Source organism: Homoserinibacter sp. GY 40078, from assembly GCF_008017545.1.
Taxonomy (GTDB): Bacteria; Actinomycetota; Actinomycetes; order Actinomycetales; family Microbacteriaceae; genus Homoserinibacter.
Genome location: NZ_VRTZ01000002.1, coordinates 67,302 through 90,235, shown reverse-complemented (window position 1 = coordinate 90,235; position 22,934 = coordinate 67,302). Strand labels below are relative to the sequence as shown.

Here is a 22,934-nt window from a genome sequence, read left to right as displayed (position 1 = left end):
CGTGCAGCCTCGACCGCTGACCACGACATCCGGGGAAAGCTCGCGCATCCGACCACATGTGGACGAGAAGTCGAGGGCACCCGCGACCCTCCTGGCGCAGGACCGGTAGCAAGCTCATTGCTACTCAAGTAGCATCGACGCATGCCCATGACCAAGGTGAGTGTCAGCTTGAGTGACGCCGATATCTCTTACCTCGACGCGCAGACGCTCGCGGGGCGCTACGGGAGCAGGTCGGCGGCGCTGCAGGACGCGATCCGCAAGCTCCGCGAGAGCGAGCTCGCGGATGCATATGCCGAGGCGTTCGCCGAGTGGCACGACGACGTCTGGGATGACGCGCTCGGTGACGGGCTTACCGCGTGAGCGACACCGTCACGACGCTCCTCAGGCGCGGCGCCATCGTAGCGATCTCGTTCGACCCCTCGACCGGATCCGAGGTCGCCAAGGTGCGTCCGGCCGTGATCGTCAGCAACAACACCGCGAACGCTGCGGCCGCGCGAACTGGCGGCGTGATCACGGTGATACCTCTCACGAGCAACACCCGCCGGGTGTACCCGTTTCAGGTGCTAGTTCCCGCCGCGCAGACGGGCCTCCCCAAGGACTCCAAAGCCCAAGCCGAACAGCTGCGATCGGTGTCGGTCACCCGCATCCGCGACGCTGCGGGATGGATGCCGGAGGACCTGATGCGACAACTCGACGACGCGATCCGCGTGCAACTGGCCCTATAGCTACCCCAGAACCCCTCAGTCCTGGAACCCGATCAGCCAACGCACCCCGAACCGGTCAATCACCTGACCGTCCACGTCGCCCCACTCGCGCACCTCGAGCGGCGCCAACACCTCGCCACCCTCGCCGAGCTGCGCGAACCACTCCCGAAGGGTGGCCGGTTCGGCAGCCCCGAGCAGCGAGAACAGCATCCCCGACATCGCGAACGGCGCCTCCCCCTCCCCCGCGTCGGCCGCGAAGAGGGTCACCGTGCCGCGCAGCATCCCGTGCGCGACCGCGTCGGCGGGGCCGTCATCACGCCCGAACTCCGCGTAGCTGTGCGCGACGAGCTCGCCTCCGAACACGCGCCGATAGAACTCGAGCGCATCAGCCGCGGTTCCCGGGAACAACAGGTACGGAACGAGGTTGGTCATCGCCACATGCTACGAGGCGGGTGGCGCGGGGCACAGGGCGAATGCATACCCCGCCTCCCCCGCAGGCACCAGGTCGCGGTCGCGGAGCACGAGCGACGCCGGATGCCCGGGCGATGCGCAGATCTCGTCGATCGTGGCGCCGCTATCCGTGTACTCGATCGCCACCACCGCGTCGCCGTAAACGCTCGTGTAGCTGCCGCACTCCTCGTACGCGACGCACTCCTCGACCACTGCGAAGTCGAATCCTGCTCTCTCGTGCAGCTCGCGGGTGAACTCGGAGGTGTTCTTCTGACCGGCGGCGAGCCCCAGCTCGTGGGCGCGGGCCACCAGCTCCGCTGCGAGCGCGAGGTTGCCCTCGAACGTGACCCGCGGATCCCGGGTGAAGGTGTCGAGGTTGTCGAACTCCACGGCGTCGAACCCCGCATCGGCGCACCGCGTGAGCTCCGTGTCCAGCTGCGCGGCGATGAGCGCGCGGTTTCCGTCTGTCGAGGTGTCGAAGAGATACTCGTCGGGCCAATCGGGGTCGGCCACCGGGGCCCCCGCGGCATCCCGCAGCAGCACCTCCTCGAAGCGGGCCTCGTCGCCCGGCTGCGACTGGAACCCGTTCACGTAGCAGATCGACCAGACACCGGATGCCGGCTCGGCGGTGCTGTCGCGGGCGACGATTCCCACACCATCCGGCGGCGGATACGCACCCCCGAGCTGGTAGTCGACCCCCGCGCCGACCGGGAAGTCAGCGACGACCGGCGCGGTCGAGTCCACAGGATCCCCCGCACCTTGCGTCTGCGCCGTGGCGCATCCGCTCAGCGCCACAAGCGCAGCCGCGGCCGCGGCGACCACCACGACACCTCGCCGACCCGGGAACCCCACCGGTCCAGCCTCGCACGGGTCACCGATCGAGCTGCAGCCGCCGCCACATCCAGCCGGTGATCACCCCGACGAGCACGCCGACCGCGAGCGCGACGACGACCGCGAGAGGCGCCACCGCATCCGGCATGAGGGCCCAGAGGGGCGGCGCCGCAGTGGGGAACCACGGCCCGGCACCCGCGACCACGAGCACCTGCGCGGCGGCGACGAGCACGAACCCCGTCGCGACCCCGGCGAGCAGACCCCGCCCGATTGTCGCCGCGAGCGCCACCGGCGTGGCCACCACGGCCGAGAACGGGGCGAGCACGGCGAGGCGTACGAGCACGGCGGCATCATCCGCCGAGGGCAGTCCGTAGCCGAGGATCACCCCGCCCACGAGCAGCACGAGCGCGAGCACCGCGCCCATGACCGCCGAGACGAGCACGGCGAGCACGAGTTTCGCCGCCGCCAGCTGCCCGCGCCCCACCGAGAGGGCATAGAGGCCGGTGACGGTGCCGTCCGCGAATTCGCGCCCCATGAACCAGCTGACGAGCACAGTGATCCCGAGCAAGAGAGCCGGCCCGGACACCTGCAGAGCGGTGGCCGTCAGCCCCGGCCATCCGGGAGCTGCACCGGCCTCGCCGAGCTTCGCGAGAAGGTCTGGGTCGCCTCCCGCAGCCACCGCACGGAACGCCAGCACAATGGCCGCGATCCCCGCCACGGTCAATCCGGTGGTCGCCGCAACGACCCGCGAAGCGCGGGTCTTCGACCACTCCACCCGGAGCGCTGTCGACATGGCGTTCATACCGGTACCTCCTCTCGGTTCAGGTCGTCAGCACGGACGAGTTCGAAGAACGTGTGCTCAAGGTCGCGCTCACCCGGCGGCAACGACCCGATCACGCGGCCCGCATTGATCACGGTGATGTCGTCGGCGATTCGTGCCACTTCATCCAGGTGGTGGCTCGACACCAGCACGGCAGCACCCGCGGCGGCGCGACGCAAGAGCGCCTCCCGCAGCAGGATCACCCCGGCCGGGTCGAGCGCATTGGTCGGTTCGTCAAGCACCACCACGCGCGGGTCGTGCTGAAGTGCCGACGCGAGCCCCAGCCGCTGACGATTTCCGAGCGACATCCGGCGGGCACGCACCTCCGCGTAACGTGCCAGGCCCAGCTCATCGAGCACGCCGTCAACCGTCTCCCGGATGCGCGAAGCACGCACGCCGTGCAGTCGCGCGCCCAACTCCAGGTTGGCGCGGCCCGTCAGCTCGCCATAGGCGAGCGGATATTCGATCAGGTGGCCGACGAGCGGGCCGAGGGCGGTCCCCGCCTGCCGCGGATCGAACCCGGCGATCCGCACGGATCCGGACTGCGGCGCGAGCATGCCGAGCAGCAGGCGCATGAGCGTGGATTTGCCCGCACCGTTCAACCCGACGAGCGCGTGGATGCGTCCCTCTCGCACCTCGAGGTCGATACCCCGCACTCCCGCCCCGCCTGCGAATACCCGAGTGGCGCCGGCCATCTCGATGCCGCTCATCGGGCACCTTCGATCACGCGGAGAGCCCGCTCGAGCGCCTCGCCGAGGGAGCCGTCATCGCTCACGGCCCACGCGAGCAACGTCTCGGTGATCCCCGCCATCGCGGCTCCCGCGGCGATGCGCGAATCGACCGGGTCGGCCCCCGCGTCGACAAGAGCGGATGCGATCGCGTCGGCCGACGCCTCGTTCGCCTGACGAGTCGCCGCGCGCAGGGTCGGCGAGGCTGCGGCGATGCGCAGCCGCGTCCGTACCACTCCCGCTTCAGGCTGCGGCACCGCGACCCACGCCTCGCGGATCCCGCCTGCGACCCGCGCGAGGAGGGGAAGAGACGACGGCTGCCCTGCGACATGCTCCGCCATGAGCGGGTCATACGGGTCGTCGACCACGAGCGACTCCTTGCTCGGGAAGTGCCTGAAGAAGGTCATCTCGCTGATGCCGACGGCTGCCGCGATCCGCGAGACCGTGACCTGGTCGTATCCGTGCTCGGCGAAGAGCGTGAGCGCCGTCTCGAGGATGCGCACTCGGGTGCGCGCGGCACGCCCTATGGGCGCCTCAGTGACTGTCATGCTCGAAATGTTAGCCACTAACATTTGGATGCGCAAGGCGATGCCCGACCGGCGCGACGGCGCTACGACACCTCCCCGTCGACGTAGACCCAGCGACCGCCGACGCGCACGAAGCGGGAACGCTCGTGCAGGAGCCCCGCGCCCTCCGGGCCACGGAACGACGCCCGGAACTCCACCACGCCGTCCTCGTCATGCTCGCCACCGCGCACCGTGTCGACGATCTGCAGGCGGCGCCACTGCACCTCCGGATCGACATCGAGTGATCCAGGACGGGTCGACGGATGCCACGAGCGCAGCAGATACGCGGCATCTCCCCGCGCGAAGGCCGTGAACCGCGAACGCATGAGCGCCTCCGCGGTCACCGCCGCTCCACCGGAGAGGATCGCGCCGCAGCACACGGCGAACGCACGCCCCGAACCGCAGGGGCACGGCTCGACGCTCACGCGACTACTCGTCGAGGGCGAGCTCCTTGGGGAGCTCCAGATCCTTGTCGCCGCGGACCTCCACGTTGACGTCCTTGAAGGTCAGCACCCGCACGCTCTTCACGAAACGGTCGGACCGGTAGACGTCCCACACCCACACGTCGGTCATGGTGAGCTCGAAATAGAAGTCGTGCTCCGTGTCGTGGCGCTCGAGCGTCACCTCGTTGGCGAGATAGAACCGACGCTCCGTCTCGACCACGTACCGGAACTGACCGACCACGTCGCGGTACTCGCGGTAGAGCGCGAGCTCCACCTCGCGGTCGTAGTCGTCGAACTCGTCTTCGTCCATCGGTGCGAGTCTAGTTGCGCTGCCCGGGTGTCGCAGTGCGGTCAGAAGAGAGCGGGCTGCTTCAGCCAGCTCCAGCGATGCAGCGGGCTCGAGCCGAGCCGCTCGATCGCCGAATAGTGCGACGCCGAGGCGTACCCCTTGTTGCTCGTCCACTCGTATCCGGGGTGCACGGCATCCGCCTCGACCATCAGCCGGTCACGTTGCACCTTGGCGAGCACGGACGCGGCGGCCACCGTGGCGCAGTCGCGATCCGCCTTCACGCGCGTGACCACCCGTGGCCGCGACGTCTCGGGCCAGTCGGCGAGCGCGGGCGTCAGCCAGTCGTGCGAGCCATCGAGCACCACGACCGCCGCCTCGACGGGAACGCCTGCGAGCACGAGCGTTTCGAGACCCCGCATCGCCGCGAGGCCGAGACCCGGGACGATGCCGATGCGGTCGACCTCGGCGTTGTCGGCCATGCCGACCGCCGAGAACGGTGCCCACGAAGCGACCAGCGGATGCAGCGCCTCGCGCCTCGCCTCGGAGAGCAGCTTCGAATCGCGCAGACCCTCGGGCATGCGCCGCACATCCGGGAGGAAGACGCCGAGCCCCACAGCCACGGGCCCCGCAATCGCGCCACGCCCGACCTCGTCGCATCCGATCACGAGTGCCGCGCCCTCCCGGAACAGAGCGCGCTCGAAACGGAGCGTCGGATCGGCGACGGCCATTACTCGCTGGTCTCGGTCGTGTCGGGGTCAGGGGTCGGCGTTCCCTCGTTCTCGACCGCGGGCGGCGTCGACTCCGCATCCGGCACATCCTGGAACGTGACCGGGTAGTTGTCGAGCCACGTCCAGCGATCCGCCGGCCACGAGATGAGGATCGCGCGACCCACGACGTTCTCGATCGGCACGAACCCGTTGCCCGGCTTGTCGCGGTTGTAGCGCGAGTCCTGGGAGTTCCAGCGGTTGTCGCCCATCACCCACAGCGAACCCTCGGGAACCGTCACCTCGAAGTCGTCGCGCGACACCTTCGTGACGCCGTCCGGCAGCTTGACGTAGGGGCTCTCGTCGAGGGCGACACCGTTGACGCTCACCTGCCCGAAATCGTTGCAGCACTCGACCGTGTCACCGGGAAGACCGATCACGCGCTTGATCAGGTGATCGTTCGAATCGGGGGCCGTGAGCCCGACCACCGAGAGCAGCCAGTCGATCCCCGCCGCGACCGGGTTCTGCTCGACCTGCGGCAGCGGGTCGAGCCAGCCGCCGGGATCGCGGAACACGACGATGTCGCCGCGCTCGAGCGGCATGAGGCCCGGTTCGAGCTGGTTCACGATGATCCGGTCGTTCACGAGGAGGGTGTCTTCCATCGATTCCGACGGGATGTAGAACGAGCGGATCAGGAACGTCTTGATGAGGAACGAGATGACGATCGCCGCGACGATGATGATGGCGACATCCCGCAAGAACAGGCCGAACCCGCGCTTGCGAGAGCGCTGCACCTCGGCATCCGGCCGTTCGGCATCCGAATCCACCTGATCGGTGCCCGCGTTGGTCTTGTCGCTCATGTCTCCCCTGAAGTCCTTGTCAGCATAAGCGCCGCCGCGAAAGCCGAGCCCCGTGCCACGCCCCGGATACGACGGAGCCCGGCCCCGCTAAGCGGGAACCGGGCTCGATGTCGTGGACGCGGGCTCAGGCCTCGCGCTTCTCCTTGATCTTCGCCTTCTTGCCGCGAAGCTCGCGCAGGTAGTAGAGCTTCGCGCGACGAACGTCACCGCGCGTCACGAGCTCGATGTGGTCGATGACCGGCGAGTGCACCGGGAAGGTGCGCTCGACGCCGACCTGGAAGCTGACCTTGCGGACCGTGAAGGTCTCGCGCACGCCCTCACCGGATCGGGCGATGACGACGCCCTGGAAGACCTGGATACGGGAGCGGTTGCCCTCGATGATGTTCACGTGCACCTTGACGGTGTCGCCGGGACGGAACTCGGGGATGTCGGAACGCAGGGATGCGGCGTCGACGTCGTCGAGGATGTGCATGGGATGTTCGCTCTCTGCGCCCGCCACAGGTCGACCGCGGGTATACGGATATCAGAAGATGGGATGCGCCTCTCGCGGCGACGACCCCCCTGTGGCAGGGTCGTGCGGAAGCACAAGGAGCAATTCTGCCACACCGCGGGCGGTGCCGCGACCTGAGGGGCCGGTCACTCCCCCGGGCGACGCTCGGTGACATCCTCCGACGTCACCACGATCACCTCGCCGAGATCGACCGTGCGCTGCGGAGGAACGGACGCGCGGGCACCGCGAGTGGTGGCGTTCACATCATCCATCACGGCCTGCAGCCGACGGCGGCCCTCGGCGATCAGCTCCCAGACCGCCAGCCAGAACGCGACCAACACGAGCACGACGGATGCGGCGACGAGCGCCGGATGGGCCACGAACCCGGATGCGACGAGCGCGACCCAGAGCGCGATCATGACCGCGGAACCCCAGCCCGAGACCGCCTTCTGCTCGCGCGCACCCGGGCGCCACACGAGCAGCGCGCCCACCACGACGAGCGCGACGAACAGCACCGGGCACGCGAACAGGTAGACCAGGAAGTCCCACCCGATGCCATCGAGCAGGATGCCCCGCCCGATCAGCACCCACAGGGGCAGCACGAAGGCGAGAGGGAAGAGGAGGCGGTAGACCACGCGGCGGACGACCATGCCTCAAGGCTACGCTTTTCGGGTGATAGAACTCCGGACGCCCGCTGAGATCGAGCAGATGAAGAGCGCCGGCCGCTTCGTGGCGAGCGTCCTCGAGGCGACCCGGGATGCCGCGGACGTCGGCGTGAACCTCCTCGACCTCGATGCACTCGCCCACGACATGATCCGCGCCGCCGGGGCCGAGAGCTGCTACATCGACTACCACCCCTCGTTCGGCGGCTCGCCGTTCGGCAAGGTGATCTGCACCTCCGTGAACGACGCCGTGCTGCACGGGCTGCCGCACGACTACCGCCTGCGCGACGGCGACCTGCTCTCTCTCGACTTCGCCGCATCCGTCGACGGATGGGTGGCCGACGCGGCGATCTCGATCGTCGTGGGCGAGGCGGACCCGGCCGATCTGGAGCTCATCGCCACCTGCGAGAGGGCACTCGAGGCGGGGATCGCCGCCGCCACGGTCGGCAACCGGATCGGCGACATCTCGGCATCCATCGGAGATGTGGCGCACGCCGCCGGGCTCGGGGTGAACCTCGACTTCGGCGGTCACGGTGTGGGCCGCGAGATGCACGGCGATCCTCACATCCCGAACGACGGGCGCCGCAAGCGCGGCCTCCCGCTGCGGGCTGGCCTGGTGTTCGCGATCGAGCCCTGGTTCATGCGCAGCACCGACGAGATCTACACGGACCGCGACGGATGGACTCTGCGCTCGCGCGACGGATCCCGCGGCGCCCACGCGGAGCACACCGTGGCCGTCACGCCCGACGGCCCTCTCGTGCTGACCGCGCGCACCTCCTGACGCTGCGCTGCCCTGCGCTGGTGCTCCCTGCGCCATAGACATGGCTATGGCCTGACAGACACCGCCGCGCGGGTGTCTAGCCGGTCGTAGACATGTCTATGCGCTGGGGCCGGAGTCGGGGAGGAGATCGGGACGGGTTCGGCGGGTTCGTTCCAGCTGCTGCTCCCGACGCCACGCGGCGATCGCGGCGTGGTTTCCGGAGAGCAGCACGGGCGGGGTCTCGAGACCGCGCCAGAGGGCCGGCTTCGTGTAACTCGGGTACTCCAGCAGGCCGTCCTCGTGGCTCTCCTCAACGAGGCTCTCCGGATTTCCGACCATCCCCGGCACCAGGCGACCGGCCGCCTCGATCATCGCCATGACCGCCACCTCGCCGCCGTTCAGCACGTAGTCGCCGAGGCTCAGCTCACGCACGGCCGCGACCTCCGGACGGGATCGCGTGTGCTCGACCACGCGGTAGTCGATGCCCTCGTAGCGTCCGCAGCAGAAGACGAGATGCCCGCACTCGGCCAGCTCGCGTGCGACGGGCTGACGGAACAGCTCGCCCGCCGGCGTCGGGAACACGACCACCGCATCCGTCGCACCCTCGAGGATCGCGTCGAGCGCCTCCCCCCACGGCTCCGGCTTCATCACCATGCCCGCGCCCCCGCCGGTGGGGGTGTCATCCACCGTGCGGTGACGATCGTGGGTGAACTCCCGCAGGTCGTGCACGGCGACATCGATGAGGCCCGCCTGACGGGCTCTGCCGAGAAGCGAGATATCCAGCACCGAGAAGAACTCGGGGAAGATCGTCACGACGTCGATGCGCACCCATCGAGCGTATCGGCGCTGCTACGCCTGAGTCGGCGCGTCATCCTCTCCCGGGGAGTCGGGGGCCGGCTCCGGGGCCAGGTCGGAGGCCGCAGCAGCGGCGGGGGCCGGCTCGGGGTCGGGCTCGGCGAGGTCCTCGAAGAGGCCGGGGGGCGGCGTGAGAGTCACCGTTCCGCCGTCGATGTCGACCCCGGGCACGATCGCCGCAACGAGCGGCACGAGGACCTCACGCTCACCGGCACGCACGACCAGCAGGTCCTGAGCCGGAAGGTGGTCCACGCGGATCACCGTGCCCACCTCGACTCCGTCGCGCATCGCGCGGAGCCCGACCAGCTGGTGGTCGTACCAGGCGTCCGGCTCGTCGTCGTCAGAGACATCGGCGTCAACCCAGAGGATCGCCTTGACGAGGGTCTCGGCGGCGGTGCGGTCCGCGACATCCACGAAGAACGCGACGGGATGCCCGTTGTACCAGCGCAGCTCAGAGAGCTCGATGGTCTTACCGTGCCACGGCGACGAGGAGGGAACCTGCAACGAGAACGTCGCACCCGGCACGAAACGCTTCGCCGGGTCGTCGGTGTAGAGCTCGAGCTTCAGCGCGCCCTTGAGACCGTGCGCCTTGACGAGCCGCCCGACCCGCAGCTGGGTGGTGCCGGAGCGCTTCCCCCGGCTCACGCCGCGTCGGTGTCGACGACGTCGACGCGTACGCGGCGGCCGTCGGCGAGCGCGTTGACGAGGGTCCGGAGGGCCTTCGCTGTGCGGCCCGAGCGGCCGATGACGCGACCGAGGTCCTCGGGGTGCACGCGCACCTCGAGGACCTCGCCGCGCGCGGTGCTCGCCGAATCCACCTTCACGTCATCCGGGTGATCGACGATCCCCTTGACGAGATGCTCCAGGGCGGAGGCGAGCACCGATTACTCCTTGTCGGCGTCGGCCGTGTCGGCTGCCGACTCGGCGGCCTCGGCGGTCGGCTCCTCGACGGGGGCCTCGTCGGCCGGCGCCTCGGGCGCCGCCTCTTCGGCCTTCGCCGGCTTCTCGGCCTTGGGCTTCAGAACCGGCTTCTTCTTCTCGTCGGCGACGAACGCCTCGGGGGCTTCCTTGGTCTTGACGGTGCTCTTGGCACCCTTCTCGCCCTTGAAGGTTCCCCAGTCGCCCGTGAGCTTGAGGATCGCGCGGACCTGCTCGGTCGGCTGAGCGCCGACGGAGAGCCAGTACTGCGCGCGGTCGGAGTCGACCTCGATGAACGAGGGCTCCTCGGTGGGGTGGTACTTGCCGATCTCCTCGATGACGCGACCATCGCGCTTGGTGCGCGAGTCGGCGACGACGATGCGGTAGTACGGGGCACGGATCTTGCCGAGCCGCTTGAGGCGGATCTTGACAGCCACAATTCTCCTGAGACGTGTGTGTTGGGATCGAACTGCTCCCGTGCGCGTGGGGGCACACTCGGCAGAAAGCTCTGAGGGGTGAGCCGTCGCGCCAGATAGAGGGTCGGGCAGCGCGGCTCCAACGTCCTATTGTGGCATGCCCCGAGGGGTGGGTGCTACTCGACGGCGGCGACGGGCTCCGGGACGCGCGTGCGACGCCGTGACAACGCCACACCGGTGAGGCAGAGCGCGCCGCCGACGAGCGCGAGCACCCCCGGCGCCTCCTGGAAAACCACCCACCCGGCGAGGATCGCCAGCGGCGGAACGATGTAGGTCGACACCCCGAGCTGACCTGCCGGGACCCGCGCGAGCGCGTACCCCCAGGTGGTGAACGCGAGCGCGGTCGGCACGACGCCCAGATACACGACTCCCCAGACCGCCGCAGGGGATGCCGATGCCGTCTCGGTGATCAACTGCCCGGCGAACGGGAGGCACGCGATGGCACCGATCGCGCATCCGAGGAACGTGACCTGCACCGGAGGGATCCGTGCGACGACCGGCTTCTGCGCCAGCACACCCGCCGCATAGGTGACAGCCGCCAGCAGCGCCCAGAGGACACCCGCCACATCGACATGGCCGCCCTCGTTCAGAACGCCGACGCCCAGTCCGATGAGCACGACGCCGGAGAAGGCCACGCCCGCCCCGATCGCCAGCCAGCGCGGGACACCCTCGCCGAGCAGCACACCCGCGCCGATGGCGATGAGGATCGGGCCGATGTTGACGATCATGGCCGTCGTGCCCGCATCGAGCGTGTGCTCGGACAGGTTGAGCGCCACGTTGTAGGCCCCGAACCACGCCAGTCCGTAGAGCACCAGCAGCAGCCACTCCCGACGCGTCGGCCGCACCCATCCGCGGGTGACGAGCACGAGCACGCCGAGCGCGACGACCCCGACGAGAAGACGGCCGAGCGCGAGCGCCCCTCCCCCGATCTCGGGTGCGACACCGCGGATCACGATGAACGCGCTCGCCCACGCCAGAACGGTGAACCCGATGGCGATCAGGACGAGCGGCCGAAGCGGCGAGGGCTGTTGCACGGCCTCACGCTACGCGCCACCCACGACACCCGACCCCCGTCTCCTGCCAGCGTTCGACCGAATCCGGCCATCGTCCGCCCGATGGTGGAAGACTCGCCGCATGCAGGTCGCATTCGCCCCCTCGGGACGCAGCACCGTCGGCGTCGAATGGGAGCTCATGCTCGTCGATCCCACGACGGGCGAGCTGGCCGGGCGCGGGCCGGAGGTGATCGACGAGGTCACCGCCGCGCGTACCTCCGACACTCGGCACACGGCGACCGCCGAACTCCTCACGAACACGGTCGAGCTGACAAGCGGAGTCGGGCGCGACGTGGCCGAAGCGATCGCCGACATCGAAGCTGCGATCTCCGATGTGCGCCGCGCCACCGACCCGCGCGGCCTCGAGCTCATGTGCGCGGGCAGCCATCCGTTCGCGCAGTGGTACGACCAGGCGGTCACCGACAAGACCCGCTACCACACCCTCATCGAGCGCACCCAGTGGTGGGGACGCAACATGATGATCTGGGGCGTGCACGTGCACGTCGGCGTCGAGGATGTGCGCAAGGTGATGCCGCTCATCAACGCGCTGACGCTCTACTTGCCGCACCTGCAGTCCGTGAGCGCGTCGAGTCCGTTCTGGGCGGGCGAGCGCACCGGCTACGCGTCCAACCGCGCACTGGTCTTCCAGCAGCTTCCCACCGCGGGGCTCCCGTGGGCGCTCGACGACTGGGCCGGATACGAGGGCTACCTCGACGACATGACCCGCACCGGGATCATGGCGGATGCGACCGAGGTGCGCTGGGACATCCGCCCCGCCCCGCGCTGGGGCACCATCGAGATCCGCGCATGCGACGGGGTTTCGACCATCGAAGAACTCGGCACGCTCGCCGCGCTCGCGCAGTGCCTCGTCGAGCACTTCTCCCGGGAGCTCGACGCGGGTCATCCACTTCCGACCCTCCAGCCCTGGTACCACCGCGAGAACAAATGGCGTGCGGCCCGATACGGTCTCGACGCCGAGCTGATCGTCGACCGCGCAGGCGTCGAACGGCCGGTGCGGGCACACCTCGAGGAGCTGCTCGACGATCTGCTCCCGATCGCGGCCGAGCTCGGCTGCCGAGCGGAGCTCGAGGGCATCCGGCGGACGCTCGCGACGGGCGCGAGCTATCAACGCCAACTGGCGGTCGCGGACGACGCGGGCGGCGACCTGCGCGCGGTCGCCGCCCACCTCATCCGCGAGTTCCGGGGCGGTGCGTAGCGGCCGTCAGCCGTTGACCGAGTCGCGCCACGCGAGCATGCGACGGAGGGCCTCGTCCGGGTAGTCGGGACCCGAGATCCCGACCGTGAAGAGGGTCGCGCCGAGCTCGTGGAGTTCGTCGGCGATCTTCTCGTCGCCCTCGCGGTTCTCGACCGAGATCTCGATCTCGGAGATGTCCCGGCCGACGGCGTCGCAGTGCTCACCCAGGATGCCGAGCTTGCGCTGCAGCACCTCGGGCGAGGGGAACGAGTGCCAGATGTCGGCGTGCTGGGCGACGAGTCGGAGCGTCTTCTTCTCGCCGCCGCCGCCGATGAGCACCGGGATGTCGCGGGTCGGCGCGGGGTTCAGCTTCGCCCAGCGCGCCTCGATGCGCGGCAACGACTCGGCGAGCGCGTCGAGACGTGAGCCGACCGTCCCGAAGTCGTACCCGTACTCGGTGTAGTCCTTCTCGAACCAGCCGGACCCGGTGCCCAGGATGAAGCGTCCCGTGCCGGTGCTGTGGGCCGAGATGTGATCGATCGTGCGGGCCATGTCGGCCTGCAGGTCGGCGTTGCGGTACGAGTTGCAGTTCACGAGCGCACCGAATTCGACGCGGCTCGTCTGCTCGGCGATCGCGGCGAGCATCGTCCAGGACTCGAAGTGGAGGCCATCGGGGTCGCCCGAAAGCGGGTAGAAGTGATCCCAGTTGAAGATCACGTCGACGCCGAGGTCCTCCAGGCGGCGCACGGCGTCGCGGATCTGCGGATAGGTCGCGTGCTGAGGCTGAACCTGAGCGGCGATGCGGATGGGGCGGGCGGCAGTGGAGACAGTCACTCGCCTCACACTAGGGAAGACGCCCGACCGCGCGCTGGCATCCACACCGCGAGGGCCGGAACACCCCGGCGCGTCAGCGGCCGAGGAAGCGCTGCAGCGCCTGCAGCTCCTCGGGGCTCGGGCCCTCCTGGGGAGCCTTCGCGGCGCCGAGCCCGAATCCGGACCCTCCCGGCTCGCCACCGCCGGCGCTCGGCTTCAACCCCTGCGCAAGCGCCGCGTTCTCGGCGGCGCGCTTCGCGGGGTTGCCGGAGCGCGAGCCCTTCTTCTTCGCCTGCTGCTTCTTGCCGCCGTGAGCGCCGGGCATCGGACCCATCCCGGGGACCTGCGGCATGCCGCCCTTCGCGACGGTCTTCATCATCTTCGCGGCCTGCTCGAAACGGGCGACGAGTTGGTTGACGTCCGTGACCGTCATGCCGGAGCCCTTCGCGATCCGGAGGCGGCGCGAGCCGTTCAGCAGCTTCGTGTTCTGCCGCTCGGCGGGCGTCATCGACTGGATGATCGCCTCCGTGCGCACGAGTTCGCGCTCGTCGAAGTTCTCGAGCTGGTCCTTCATGCCCCGGGCGCCGGGCAGCATCCCGAGCATGCCCTTCAGCGAGCCCATCTTCTTGAGCTGCTGCATCTGCGCGAGGAAGTCGTCGAGCGTGAAGCTGTCGGTGCGGAACTTCTCCGCGACCTTGCGTGCCTCCTCCTCGTCGAAGGCCTCCTGCGCCTGCTCGATGAGCGTCAGGATGTCGCCGAGGTCGAGGATGCGGCTCGCCATACGGTCCGGGTAGAACGGCTCGAAGTCGTCGAGACCCTCGCCCGTGGAGGCGAAGATGATCGGGCGCCCCGTGACGGAGGCGACGGAGAGGGCCGCACCGCCTCGCGCGTCGCCATCGAGCTTCGTGAGCACGACACCCGTGAAGTCGACGCCCTCCTGGAAGGCGCGCGCCGTCGTGACCGCGTCTTGGCCGATCATCGCGTCGATGACGAACAACACCTCATCGGGGTCGACCGCCTTGCGGATGTTCGCGGCCTGCTTCATAAGCTCGGCGTCGATGCCGAGACGACCGGCCGTGTCGACCACGACCACGTCGTACTGCTTACGCTGCGCCTCGGCGACACCGTTCTTCGCGACCTTCACGGGGTCGCCGACGCCGTTGCCGGGCTCCGGAGCGAAGACAGGCACGCCGGCCTGCTCACCCACGACCTGCAGCTGGGTGACGGCGTTCGGACGCTGGAGGTCGGAGGCGACGAGCAGGGGCGTGTGCCCCTCCTTCTTCAGCCACTTGGCGAGCTTTCCGGCGAGCGTCGTCTTACCGGCACCCTGGAGGCCGGCGAGCATGATGACGGTCGGCGGCTTCTTCGCGAACTCGAGGCGGCGCTGCTCACCGCCGAGGATGCCCACGAGCTCCTCGTTGACGATCTGCACGACCTGCTGCGCCGGGTTGAGCGCGCGGTTGACCTCGTCGGAGAGGGCTCGCTCGCGCACCCGCCCGGTGAAGTCCTTCACGACCTCGAGCGCCACATCCGCGTCGAGGAGGGCGCGACGGATCTCGCGCACCGTGCCATCGACATCCGCGGGGCTGAGCTTGCCCTTGGTGCGGAGGTTCTTGAAGGTCTGGGTGAGCCGGTCGGAGAGCGTGCCGAAGGTTGCCATGACGGGCTCAAGTCTAGATGCCGGGCGGTAGCGTGGCGGGATGAGCGTGATCCTCGGCTTCGGCGACGCAGTCCCCCGCATCGATCCGTCCGCCTGGGTGGCGCCGAACGCGACGGTCATCGGCGACGCGGTGCTGCATCCGGGCGCCTCCGTCTTCTACGGCGCGGTCGTGCGCGCCGACCGCGACCGGATCGAGCTGGGCGCGGGGTCGAACCTGCAGGACAACGTGGTGGTGCACGGCGACCCGGGCTCCCCCACCGTCATCGGCGCGGGTGTCTCGGTGGGTCACGGCGCGGTCGTGCACGGGAGCGTCATCGGCGACGACTGCCTCATCGGCATGAACGCGACCGTGCTCAACGGTGCCGTCATCGGCGAGGAATCGCTCGTCGCGGCCGGCGCGCTCGTGCTCGAGGGCACGGTCGTACCTCCCCGCTCCCTCGTCGCGGGAGTGCCCGCGAAGGTGCGCCGCGAGCTGTCCGACGACGAGGTGGCGGGCATCCGCCGCAACGCTGCCACCTACCGGGAGCTGACCGCCCGTCATCGGGAGCTCGAGTGACCGACGCGCCGACGCGCACGTTCCTGCCGTCGTGGTCCGTGTTCCATCGGCGGCTGCTCGGACGGATGCTTATCGTCGGCCCCGTGCTCATCCTCGTGATCTTCGTACTGTCGTGGCCGTCACTCGGTCTCGGCCTGCTGATGCTCGGCGCCACCCTGACGATCGGCGGCGTCGCGCTCGCCATCTACTTCGGGCGCGTGCGGGTGGATGCGGAGGGCGACACGTTGCGGGTGCGCGGACCGTTCCTCACGCGCTCGTGGATCCGACACGACATCGCGGCCGTCGTGTTCGTGCCGCTGCCGGGTCCGCCTGGCCCCGTCCGACCGGCGACGCTCTACGCGGTCTCACGGCTCAACGAGCGGCTGTTCTGGCTCTCGGGCACGTTCTGGGAGCGGGAGGCGCTCGACGAAGTCTCCGCCGCGATCGGCGCACCCGTGCACGAGGTACCGCCGGGGCTGCCCGCGCGCGAGATCCAGGAGCGCTACCCCGGCACCGTCGGCTGGACCTCGGTGCGCCCGTGGCTGTTGGCGCTCGTGCTCGCCGCGAGCGCGGGCGTCGCGATGTTCCTCGTGCTCGTCATCACGACACTCGTGCTCATCGCGACGGGTGAGCTGCAGCTGCCCGCAGCGGGCTGAGCCTCCCGCTCAGGAGCGCAGCGCGGCGAGCAGCGCGGCGGCCGTCTGCGGCGGGATCGGGTAGCTCGCGCTGAACGACAGGCGCGTGACGAGGCCCGAGAACCGCTCGCGCAGCTGACCGGCGACCTCTGCGGGGGATCCGACGGCCGCGAAGGCGGCGAGCATGTCGTCGTCGACCTCCGCCGCCATCTCACGCCAGGCTCCACGGCGTGCACCGGCGTTGAGACGCTCATGGACGCCCTCCCAGCCGTGCAGCTCGAGGACAGGAAGGTAGTCCGGAGTGGAGCCGTAGAACGCGATCTGGCCGCGGGTCGCCTCGATGGCGCGGTCGAGCTCCTCGGGCGTCTCGCCGACCGCGATGAAGGCGGGTACCGAGACACCCAGCTGCCCCGCATCCCGCCCGGCGGATGCGGCGCCCGCGGCGAGCGCTGGCAGCGTGACCTCGCGCAGGTACCGCGGGGTCGTGAAGGTGTGGGCGAGGAGGCCGTCAGCGACGGCACCGGCCGTCTCGGTCATCCGGGGCCCGACGGCGGCGATCCAGACCGGAGGCGGACCGAACGGGTTGGGGCCCGGCGAGAAGAAGGGCGTCATGAGGGTGTGGCGATAGTGCTCGCCCTCGAACGCGAGGCGCTCTCCGGTCTCCCACGACGACCAGATGGCGCGGATGGCGGCGACGAACTCACGCATCCGGGCGGCCGGCGCGGACCAGGGCATCGAGAAGCGCCGCTCGATGTGAGGACGCACCTGCGAGCCCAGACCCAGGATGAATCGGCCGCCCGAGACCAGCTGCAGATCGTTGGCCGTCTCGGCGACCGTCATGGGGCTGCGGGCGAAAGCGACGGCGATGCCGGTCATGAGGTCGACCCGCTCGGTGCGCATCGCCGCGGCCGTCAGCGCCACGAAGGGATCGTGCTTCGTCTCCGCGGCGAAGATGCCGTCGTATCCGGCGGCTTCGAGGTCGGCAGCTCCCGACGCGAACGCCCGCGGGTCGGTGCCCGCGTCGCCCCCCGCGTCGATCAGGAATCCGGTCGCGTCATCGCTCACCGTGCCATCCTGCCCCACCGGGCGCCGCATGCCCCCGCACGCCCCGTGAGAGTACGCACTTTTGCGTGCTCTCGGGCGTGAGAGCACGCAAAAGTGCGTACTCTCACGGGGAAGAGAGAGGGGCGCGGCGCGGAGGGCGCGGGGCAGGGAGGTCAGCCGACGAGCTGCTGGGCGAAGACGTGCGGGGTGAATCCCGTCAAGTCGCCGATGCCCTCACCCTGACCGACGAGCTTCACGGGGATGCCCGTCTTCTCCTGCACGGCGAGCACGAATCCGCCCTTGGCCGAGCCGTCGAGCTTCGTGAGCACGAGACCGGTCACCCCGGCGTGCTGGATGAACGCATCCGCCTGCGCGAGCCCGTTCTGGCCCGTCGTCGCGTCGAGCACGAGCAGCACCTCGGCGATCGGCTCGAGCTTCTCGACCACGCGGCGCACCTTCGAGAGCTCGTCCATGAGCCCCGACTTCGTCTGCAGGCGGCCCGCCGTGTCGATCAGCACGATCTCGACACCGTCGCGCTGAGCGAGCTCGACGGTCTGGAACGCGACCGACGCCGGATCCTGCCCCTGCTGCTGCGGGCGCACGATGCGCGCTCCCGCTCGCTCCGCCCACGTCGCGAGCTGTTCCACCGCGGCCGCGCGGAAGGTGTCGGCGGCGCCGACCACAACCGAACGACCGTGGGTGGCGAGGAAGCGGGCGAACTTGCCGATCGTCGTGGTCTTGCCGACGCCGTTCACGCCCACGACGAGCACGACCGCCGGCCGGTTGGTGAGACGCAGCGTCGGATCGAGCTTCGCGAGGCGCTCCTCGATCGTCTCGCGCAGCATCCGCTGCAGGTCGGCCGGATCGGTGGTGCGGTAACGCTCGACCTTCGCCCGGAGCTCGTCCACGATCGTCTCGGTGAGGTCCGGTCCGAAGTCCGCACCGATGAGCGCGTCTTCGAGGTCATCCCACGTCGAGTCATCGATCGTCGGCTTCGCGAAGAGCCCGCGCAGTGCGCCGCCGAGAGACCAGGATGCCGCCATCCCCCCAGGCTACCGGCGCGCGCCCGCGGCCGGATCACGTGGGCGCGACCGTCCCGCGCGTCAGCCAGCTGCCCCACGGTGGGCGAGACTGGACGGGTGACTCTCGCCTTCATCCGCCATGGCCAGACCGACTGGAATCGTGACGCCCTCCTCCAGGGCTCGAGCGACATCCCCCTCAACGACACCGGACGCGAACAGGCCCGGGAGGTCGAGCAGATGCTCGAGGAGTGGACGTGGGATGCGGTCGTGAGCTCGCCGCTCGCACGCGCGCGGGAGACCGCGCAGATCGTCGCCGACGGGCTCGGCCTGCCGCTCGGGCCGGCCTACGACGAGCTCGTGGAACGCGACTACGGCGCACTCGAGGGCACGTCGAGCGCTGCCGCGATGGAGCGTTGGCCGGATCGGGACTATCCGGGCGCCGAGCCGCTCGACGCGGTGGTCGATCGCTGCCTGCAGGGGCTCGCCCACATCGATCGCGACTACCCGGGCGGCAACGTGGTCGTCGTGTGCCACGGCACGATCCTCAAGTACACAATCATCCGCCTGACCGGCTACCCGGTGGATGTCATCGGCAACGGCACCGTCTCGGCGATCGAGCGCGACGGAGACGGATGGCGCGTGCTGACCGTCAACGGCGAAGCGGTCGCCTGAGCCTCGGGCCCGGGGCTCCGGGTCAGCTGGCCTCGGCCGCGACGCGCTGACCGACGACGGCGCTCACGCCGTCCTGCCGCATCGAGACGCCGTAGAGCGCATCCGCGATCTCCATCGTGCGCTTCTGGTGCGTGATGACGATGAGCTGCGAGCTCTCACGCAGGCGCTCGATGACGCTCAGCAGGCGGCCGAGGTTCGCGTCGTCGAGCGCCGCCTCCACCTCGTCGAGGATGTAGAACGGGCTCGGGCGGGCGGTGAAGATCGCGAACAGCAGCGCGACCGCCGCGAGCGAGCGCTCGCCGCCGGACAGCAGCGACAGGCGCTCGATCTTCTTGCCGGCGGGCTTCACGGTGACCTCGATGCCGGTGGTGAGCATGTCGTCGGGGTTCGTGAGGTGCAGCGATCCGGTGCCGCCGGGGAACAGCATCGGGAACACCTGGTCGAAGGCGGCCTTGGTGTCGTCGAACGCCGCCGCGAAGATGTCCTGCATCTTCTCGTCGATCTCGCCGATGATCGTGATGAGGTCCTTGCGGGTGGCCTGGAGGTCGGCGAGCTGCTCGGTGAGGAACTTGTGGCGCTGCTCGAGCGCCGCGAACTCCTCGAGGGCGAGCGGGTTCACGCGGCCGAGCTGCGCGTACTTGCGCTCGGCGCGGTCGAGGCGGGCCTTCTGCCGCGCGCGATCGTAGGGCTCGGTCGCCACCTCGGGGGCGTCATCGGGCTCGGATTCGGCGGCTGCGCGGTCCTCTTCCTCCAGAAATACAGGAGATTCCGTGGATGCGGCGGCGTGATCGTTGGAGTCTTCGGCGCCCGACGGCAAGATCTCCTGCACTTCTGAAGTGGCAGCAAGAGGAGCCGCGGCGGGCGCGGGCGGCACGACGACGTCGACGGGGACGGGCACCTGGGGGCCGTACTCGGCGACCAGCACGTCCTCCACGAGCCCCAGCTCTTCGGCGGCGCGTTCGAGCAGGGACGACAGGTGCAGCTTCTTCTCGTACGACTGCATCTCGAGCCCGTGCACGTTCTCGTTGAGCGCCTGAAGTCGCTCGCGCAGCTGGGTCTCGGCACGGCGCAGTTCAGTGAGTTCCTCGTTCTGCTTCGCGCGCTCCGCTTCGGCGGTCGCGAGCCCGAGCCGCGCCTCCGACACCGACCGGTCGGCGGTGTCGAGCACGGCGGGAAGCGCGTCGATGACGCCCTGCGCCGCCTCGATCTGGTGGCGGCGGATGACGGCCAGGCGCGCCGCCTCCTCGGCCGCGTGGCGCTCGGCGTCGAGCCGCTTCCGCAACTGCTCGGCCTGCTCGCGCTGGGCACGCACGCGCTCACGCGCGGTCTCGAGGTCGACCCGCGCGGCGACCTCGGTCTGGCGCGCCTGATCCAGCTCGGCGACGAGCCCGTCGCGAGCCGAGACGTCGAGCATGGGGCGCGGAGTGGCGGCGTGTGCATCGCGCTCGGATGAGGCCCGCTCGACTGCGGCATCCGCGGCTGCGACCTGCTCGCCGAGCCCGGCGACGGCCTCCGCGAGGCGCTCGCTCTCGGCGGCCGCGGCCTCGAGCTGCACGCGCGACCGGCCGAGGGCCTCGCTGCGCTCCGCAAGCCGCGTCTCGAACTCCTTAAGCGCGCCCTGCGCCTGCACGAGGTCGATGCGCGCCAGGTCGAGCCGCTCGCGGTGCTCGGCGAGCTCGTGCGCGAGGCGCTCGATCGTGGTGGTGACCCCGACGAGGCGCTCCTGCGCCGCATCGCGCTCGGCCAGGAGCTCGATACGGCTCCGGGAGCCGCCGGAGCCGCCGCGCACGACGTGCTCCGCAAGCACATCGCCCTCGCGCGTGATCACCGTGATGCCGCCGATCCGCGCGAGCGCCGGCCACGCGGATCGCGCCGCGTCCAGGTCGTCCGCGACGACCACTCCGGCGAGGACGCCGCGGATGCCGTCCGGCCCGCTCACGAGCGATGCCGCCGCGCGCACCCCCGATGGCAGCCCCTGCACGATCTCCGGCGATGCCGCGTCGGCGACGACGATCTCGACCCGCCCGGCCTCGGCTCCGCGCGCGTGCGCCAGAGCTGCGGCGGCGGCATCCCAGGTGTCGGCGAGCACGGCGTCCGCAAGGGTGCCGAGAGCTGCGGCAATCGCGGCCTCGTAACCGGCCTCGACCTTGACGTGCTCGGCGAGGAGCCCACGGATGCCGTCGAGTCCGATGATCTGCTGCGATCCGTCGCGCTGGTCGGTCGCAAGCGTGAGGGCGCTCGTCCGGGCGGCGAGGGCGTCGCGTTCGCGTTCGGCGGTGTGGAGCTCGTCGCGCAGGGCATCCACCCGCACCTGGAGTGCCTGCACGGACTCCTCGGCACTCGTCACGGCCGCGGCGAGCTCGGTGTCATGGACCGCACCGGTGTCGTCGCCCTCGAGGGCGACGAGTTCGGCACGTGCCGCCTCGCGCCGTTCCTCGGCCGCCGCGAGTGCGGCCCGCTGGCGTTCCAGCTGCGCGACGGTCGCCGCGCGGCGCTCTTCGGCGGCGCGCACCGCGCCCACGAGACGCCCCTGTTCGAGGTCGTGCTGGCTGACGAGCGCCGACTGCGCGCTGATCTCCTCGTCGAGGGAGTCGAGGCTCGCCCGCGCCGTGGCGGTCGCCGCGCTCGCGCGACCCAGCACCTCTTCAGCCGCGGCGATGCCCGCCTCCAGGGCGGTCGCCTCCGCGAACGCATCCGCGACGGCCGACTCGCTGAGCGTCGACGCCATCCCCGGAAGCTCCGCCTGCTGCGACAGCAGCGAGAGTCGCTGGTTCGCGAGCGTGAAGAGCGAACGGAGGTGGTCTTGCACCTGCTCGAGCCCGAACGCGATGCGCCGCGCCTCGTCGACCGCGTTCGAGGTCGACGACTGCTCGATGCGGTTCTGACGCAGCTTCGACTGATCGAGCTGCTCCTGGAGCACCACCCGCTCGGTCTTGCGCTCCGACTCGCTGCGGGTCACATCCGTGATCGCCCGGCGGAGCTCGACCACCTCATCGGCGAGCAGACGCGCACGCGCGTCGCGCACGATCGCGGCGATCGTCTGCGCCTCGCGCGCGATCTGCGCCTGCTGTCCGAGGGGCTTCAGCTGCCGGCGGATCTCGCCCGCGAGGTCCGAGAGGCGCGTGAGGTTCGCCTGCATCGCGTCGAGCTTGCGGAGCGTCTTCTCCTTGCGACGGCGATGCTTGAGGATGCCCGCGGCCTCTTCGATGAATCCGCGGCGGTCCTCGGGTGTGGCGTGCAGCACCTGGTCGAGCTGGCCCTGCCCCACGATCACGTGCATCTCGCGGCCGAGCCCGGAGTCGGAGAGCAACTCCTGGAGGTCGAGAAGGCGGCACTGCTCTCCGTTGATCGCGTACTCGCTGCCCCCGTTGCGGAAGAGCGTGCGCGAGATGGTCACCTCGCTGTACTCGATCGGGAGGGCGCCGTCGGAGTTGTCGATCGTGAGCAGCACCTCGGCACGGCCGAGCGGCCCGCGGGTGGCGGTGCCGGCGAAGATGACGTCCTCCATCTTGCCGCCGCGGAGCGTCTTCGCTCCCTGCTCGCCCATCACCCAGGCGAGGGCGTCGACCACGTTCGACTTGCCGGATCCGTTGGGGCCCACGACGCACGTCACGCCCGGTTCGAAGACGAAGCTGGTGGGCTGGGCGAACGACTTGAACCCCTTCAGGGTCAAGCTCTTCAGATGCACCCGGCCACCTCCATCCCCTTTCGGCGTCGCTCTACGCTAGCGCCCGCGGCGGCGGCGGCCCG

The 22,934-nt window shown here is 70.1% G+C and carries 28 protein-coding genes; 7 read left to right on the top strand and 21 right to left on the bottom strand.

Annotated elements, in window-relative coordinates:
• Positions 1-141 precede the first annotated feature (141 nt).
• Together FVQ89_RS09160 and FVQ89_RS09155 are read left to right on the top strand one after the other, a co-directional pair.
• Positions 142-360, top strand: coding sequence for a type II toxin-antitoxin system ParD family antitoxin (locus tag FVQ89_RS09160; protein WP_222706078.1), 219 nt, complete (start codon positions 142-144; stop codon positions 358-360).
• Complete coding sequence (locus FVQ89_RS09155; RefSeq protein WP_147901669.1) at positions 357-725, top strand: type II toxin-antitoxin system PemK/MazF family toxin; 369 nt, start codon at positions 357-359, stop codon at positions 723-725. The genes FVQ89_RS09160 and FVQ89_RS09155 overlap by 4 nt, the downstream gene beginning before the upstream one ends.
• A 15-nt stretch (positions 726-740) precedes the next feature.
• Here FVQ89_RS09155 and FVQ89_RS09150 read toward each other — a convergent pair whose 3' ends face one another.
• The 11 genes from FVQ89_RS09150 to FVQ89_RS09100 all read right to left on the bottom strand — a co-directional run bounded on the left by FVQ89_RS09150 (position 741) and on the right by FVQ89_RS09100 (position 7,535).
• Positions 741-1,136 (bottom strand): VOC family protein, encoded by a 396-nt coding sequence (locus FVQ89_RS09150; RefSeq protein ID WP_147901668.1) that lies wholly within the window; start codon positions 1,134-1,136, stop codon positions 741-743.
• Positions 1,137-1,145: 9 nt separating this feature from the next.
• Positions 1,146-2,006, bottom strand: a complete 861-nt coding sequence (locus tag FVQ89_RS09145; protein WP_147901667.1) for an endo alpha-1,4 polygalactosaminidase — start codon at positions 2,004-2,006, stop codon at positions 1,146-1,148.
• A 19-nt stretch (positions 2,007-2,025) separates the two neighbouring features.
• Complete coding sequence (locus FVQ89_RS09140) at positions 2,026-2,787, bottom strand: ABC transporter permease (protein ID WP_147901666.1); 762 nt, start codon at positions 2,785-2,787, stop codon at positions 2,026-2,028.
• Positions 2,784-3,515 (bottom strand): ABC transporter ATP-binding protein, encoded by a 732-nt coding sequence (locus tag FVQ89_RS09135; RefSeq protein ID WP_147901665.1) that lies wholly within the window; start codon positions 3,513-3,515, stop codon positions 2,784-2,786. Before FVQ89_RS09135 ends, FVQ89_RS09140 begins: the two co-directional genes overlap by 4 nt.
• Entirely contained in the window at positions 3,512-4,081 is a 570-nt protein-coding gene (locus tag FVQ89_RS09130; RefSeq protein ID WP_147901664.1) for a TetR/AcrR family transcriptional regulator, read from the bottom strand. Before FVQ89_RS09130 ends, FVQ89_RS09135 begins: the two co-directional genes overlap by 4 nt.
• A gap of 62 nt (positions 4,082-4,143) precedes the next feature.
• The gene (locus FVQ89_RS09125; protein ID WP_147901663.1) at positions 4,144-4,524 is read right to left on the bottom strand and encodes a YchJ family protein; all 381 of its coding nucleotides are present in this window, start codon (positions 4,522-4,524) and stop codon (positions 4,144-4,146) included.
• A 4-nt stretch (positions 4,525-4,528) separates the two neighbouring features.
• A complete protein-coding gene (locus FVQ89_RS09120) occupies positions 4,529-4,852 on the bottom strand; it encodes a DUF2469 family protein (RefSeq protein ID WP_147901662.1) in 324 nt (107 codons plus the stop codon).
• Positions 4,853-4,893: 41 nt separating this feature from the next.
• A complete protein-coding gene (locus FVQ89_RS09115; RefSeq protein ID WP_147901661.1) occupies positions 4,894-5,559 on the bottom strand; it encodes a ribonuclease HII in 666 nt (221 codons plus the stop codon).
• Complete coding sequence (gene lepB / locus FVQ89_RS09110; protein ID WP_147901660.1) at positions 5,559-6,395, bottom strand: signal peptidase I; 837 nt, start codon at positions 6,393-6,395, stop codon at positions 5,559-5,561. The genes FVQ89_RS09115 and lepB overlap by 1 nt, the downstream gene beginning before the upstream one ends.
• 124 nt (positions 6,396-6,519) lie before the next feature.
• The gene (rplS, locus tag FVQ89_RS09105) at positions 6,520-6,867 is read right to left on the bottom strand and encodes a 50S ribosomal protein L19 (protein WP_147901659.1); all 348 of its coding nucleotides are present in this window, start codon (positions 6,865-6,867) and stop codon (positions 6,520-6,522) included.
• A gap of 164 nt (positions 6,868-7,031) precedes the next feature.
• On the bottom strand, positions 7,032-7,535 hold the full coding sequence (locus FVQ89_RS09100; RefSeq protein ID WP_147901658.1) for an MFS transporter: 504 nt from the start codon (positions 7,533-7,535) through the stop codon (positions 7,032-7,034).
• A gap of 22 nt (positions 7,536-7,557) precedes the next feature.
• Here FVQ89_RS09100 and map point away from each other — a divergent pair, with 22 nt between their 5' ends.
• Positions 7,558-8,328, top strand: coding sequence for a type I methionyl aminopeptidase (gene map / locus FVQ89_RS09095; RefSeq protein WP_147901657.1), 771 nt, complete (start codon positions 7,558-7,560; stop codon positions 8,326-8,328).
• A 96-nt stretch (positions 8,329-8,424) separates the two neighbouring features.
• On the opposite strand, the gene trmD is transcribed toward map, so the two are convergent.
• From trmD to FVQ89_RS09070, 5 genes are all read right to left on the bottom strand, one after another.
• Positions 8,425-9,135: a tRNA (guanosine(37)-N1)-methyltransferase TrmD gene (gene trmD / locus FVQ89_RS09090; RefSeq protein WP_147901656.1), complete on the bottom strand. Its 711-nt coding sequence runs from the start codon at positions 9,133-9,135 to the stop codon at positions 8,425-8,427.
• A 21-nt stretch (positions 9,136-9,156) separates the two neighbouring features.
• Complete coding sequence (gene rimM / locus FVQ89_RS09085; protein WP_255513524.1) at positions 9,157-9,807, bottom strand: ribosome maturation factor RimM; 651 nt, start codon at positions 9,805-9,807, stop codon at positions 9,157-9,159.
• A complete protein-coding gene (locus FVQ89_RS09080) occupies positions 9,804-10,043 on the bottom strand; it encodes an RNA-binding protein (RefSeq protein ID WP_147901655.1) in 240 nt (79 codons plus the stop codon). The genes rimM and FVQ89_RS09080 overlap by 4 nt, the downstream gene beginning before the upstream one ends.
• 3 nt (positions 10,044-10,046) lie before the next feature.
• Positions 10,047-10,517 carry a 30S ribosomal protein S16 gene (gene rpsP, locus FVQ89_RS09075; protein WP_147901654.1) on the bottom strand — a complete coding sequence of 157 codons (471 nt, stop codon included), beginning with the start codon at positions 10,515-10,517 and terminating at the stop codon, positions 10,047-10,049.
• Between the two features lie 155 nt (positions 10,518-10,672).
• Entirely contained in the window at positions 10,673-11,590 is a 918-nt protein-coding gene (locus FVQ89_RS09070) for a DMT family transporter (RefSeq protein WP_147901653.1), read from the bottom strand.
• A gap of 100 nt (positions 11,591-11,690) precedes the next feature.
• Here FVQ89_RS09070 and FVQ89_RS09065 point away from each other — a divergent pair, with 100 nt between their 5' ends.
• Positions 11,691-12,824 (top strand): glutamate--cysteine ligase, encoded by a 1,134-nt coding sequence (locus tag FVQ89_RS09065; RefSeq protein ID WP_147901652.1) that lies wholly within the window; start codon positions 11,691-11,693, stop codon positions 12,822-12,824.
• 6 nt (positions 12,825-12,830) lie between these two features.
• On the opposite strand, the gene FVQ89_RS09060 is transcribed toward FVQ89_RS09065, so the two are convergent.
• Complete coding sequence (locus FVQ89_RS09060; RefSeq protein WP_147901651.1) at positions 12,831-13,637, bottom strand: LLM class F420-dependent oxidoreductase; 807 nt, start codon at positions 13,635-13,637, stop codon at positions 12,831-12,833.
• Positions 13,638-13,710: 73 nt separating this feature from the next.
• Positions 13,711-15,276, bottom strand: a complete 1,566-nt coding sequence (gene ffh / locus FVQ89_RS09055) for a signal recognition particle protein (RefSeq protein WP_147901650.1) — start codon at positions 15,274-15,276, stop codon at positions 13,711-13,713.
• Between the two features lie 40 nt (positions 15,277-15,316).
• Here ffh and FVQ89_RS09050 point away from each other — a divergent pair, with 40 nt between their 5' ends.
• Positions 15,317-15,832: a gamma carbonic anhydrase family protein gene (locus tag FVQ89_RS09050; protein ID WP_147901649.1), complete on the top strand. Its 516-nt coding sequence runs from the start codon at positions 15,317-15,319 to the stop codon at positions 15,830-15,832.
• Positions 15,829-16,467, top strand: coding sequence for a hypothetical protein (locus tag FVQ89_RS09045; protein ID WP_147901648.1), 639 nt, complete (start codon positions 15,829-15,831; stop codon positions 16,465-16,467). Before FVQ89_RS09050 ends, FVQ89_RS09045 begins: the two co-directional genes overlap by 4 nt.
• Before the next feature lie 9 nt (positions 16,468-16,476).
• On the opposite strand, the gene FVQ89_RS09040 is transcribed toward FVQ89_RS09045, so the two are convergent.
• Both FVQ89_RS09040 and ftsY read right to left on the bottom strand, forming a co-directional pair.
• Positions 16,477-17,511 carry a TIGR03617 family F420-dependent LLM class oxidoreductase gene (locus FVQ89_RS09040; protein WP_222706077.1) on the bottom strand — a complete coding sequence of 345 codons (1,035 nt, stop codon included), beginning with the start codon at positions 17,509-17,511 and terminating at the stop codon, positions 16,477-16,479.
• 152 nt (positions 17,512-17,663) lie between these two features.
• Positions 17,664-18,533 (bottom strand): signal recognition particle-docking protein FtsY, encoded by an 870-nt coding sequence (gene ftsY, locus FVQ89_RS09035; RefSeq protein ID WP_147901646.1) that lies wholly within the window; start codon positions 18,531-18,533, stop codon positions 17,664-17,666.
• Positions 18,534-18,629: 96 nt separating this feature from the next.
• On the opposite strand from ftsY, the gene FVQ89_RS09030 reads away from it, so the two are divergent.
• The gene (locus tag FVQ89_RS09030) at positions 18,630-19,184 is read left to right on the top strand and encodes a histidine phosphatase family protein (RefSeq protein ID WP_147901645.1); all 555 of its coding nucleotides are present in this window, start codon (positions 18,630-18,632) and stop codon (positions 19,182-19,184) included.
• A 22-nt stretch (positions 19,185-19,206) separates the two neighbouring features.
• Here FVQ89_RS09030 and FVQ89_RS09025 read toward each other — a convergent pair whose 3' ends face one another.
• Positions 19,207-22,872 carry a chromosome segregation SMC family protein gene (locus FVQ89_RS09025; RefSeq protein ID WP_147901644.1) on the bottom strand — a complete coding sequence of 1,222 codons (3,666 nt, stop codon included), beginning with the start codon at positions 22,870-22,872 and terminating at the stop codon, positions 19,207-19,209.
• Positions 22,873-22,934: the final 62 nt, after the last annotated feature.

Excerpts from the sequence above, each read along its gene's own strand:
- FVQ89_RS09115 (WP_147901661.1), bottom strand. The coding sequence starts at position 5,559 with ATGGCCGTCGCCGATCCGACGCTCCGTTTCGAGCGCGCTCTGTTCCGG.
- FVQ89_RS09140 (WP_147901666.1), bottom strand. The coding sequence starts at position 2,787 with ATGAACGCCATGTCGACAGCGCTCCGGGTGGAGTGGTCGAAGACCCGC.
- FVQ89_RS09160 (WP_222706078.1), top strand. The coding sequence starts at position 142 with ATGCCCATGACCAAGGTGAGTGTCAGCTTGAGTGACGCCGATATCTCT.
- FVQ89_RS09050 (WP_147901649.1), top strand. The coding sequence starts at position 15,317 with ATGAGCGTGATCCTCGGCTTCGGCGACGCAGTCCCCCGCATCGATCCG.
- lepB (WP_147901660.1), bottom strand. The coding sequence starts at position 6,395 with ATGAGCGACAAGACCAACGCGGGCACCGATCAGGTGGATTCGGATGCC.
- FVQ89_RS09135 (WP_147901665.1), bottom strand. The coding sequence starts at position 3,515 with ATGAGCGGCATCGAGATGGCCGGCGCCACTCGGGTATTCGCAGGCGGG.
- FVQ89_RS09130 (WP_147901664.1), bottom strand. The coding sequence starts at position 4,081 with ATGACAGTCACTGAGGCGCCCATAGGGCGTGCCGCGCGCACCCGAGTG.
- FVQ89_RS09120 (WP_147901662.1), bottom strand. The coding sequence starts at position 4,852 with ATGGACGAAGACGAGTTCGACGACTACGACCGCGAGGTGGAGCTCGCG.
- rplS (WP_147901659.1), bottom strand. The coding sequence starts at position 6,867 with ATGCACATCCTCGACGACGTCGACGCCGCATCCCTGCGTTCCGACATC.
- ftsY (WP_147901646.1), bottom strand. The coding sequence starts at position 18,533 with ATGGCGGCATCCTGGTCTCTCGGCGGCGCACTGCGCGGGCTCTTCGCG.
- FVQ89_RS09065 (WP_147901652.1), top strand. The coding sequence starts at position 11,691 with ATGCAGGTCGCATTCGCCCCCTCGGGACGCAGCACCGTCGGCGTCGAA.
- FVQ89_RS09100 (WP_147901658.1), bottom strand. The coding sequence starts at position 7,535 with ATGGTCGTCCGCCGCGTGGTCTACCGCCTCCTCTTCCCTCTCGCCTTC.
- ffh (WP_147901650.1), bottom strand. The coding sequence starts at position 15,276 with ATGGCAACCTTCGGCACGCTCTCCGACCGGCTCACCCAGACCTTCAAG.
- FVQ89_RS09150 (WP_147901668.1), bottom strand. The coding sequence starts at position 1,136 with ATGACCAACCTCGTTCCGTACCTGTTGTTCCCGGGAACCGCGGCTGAT.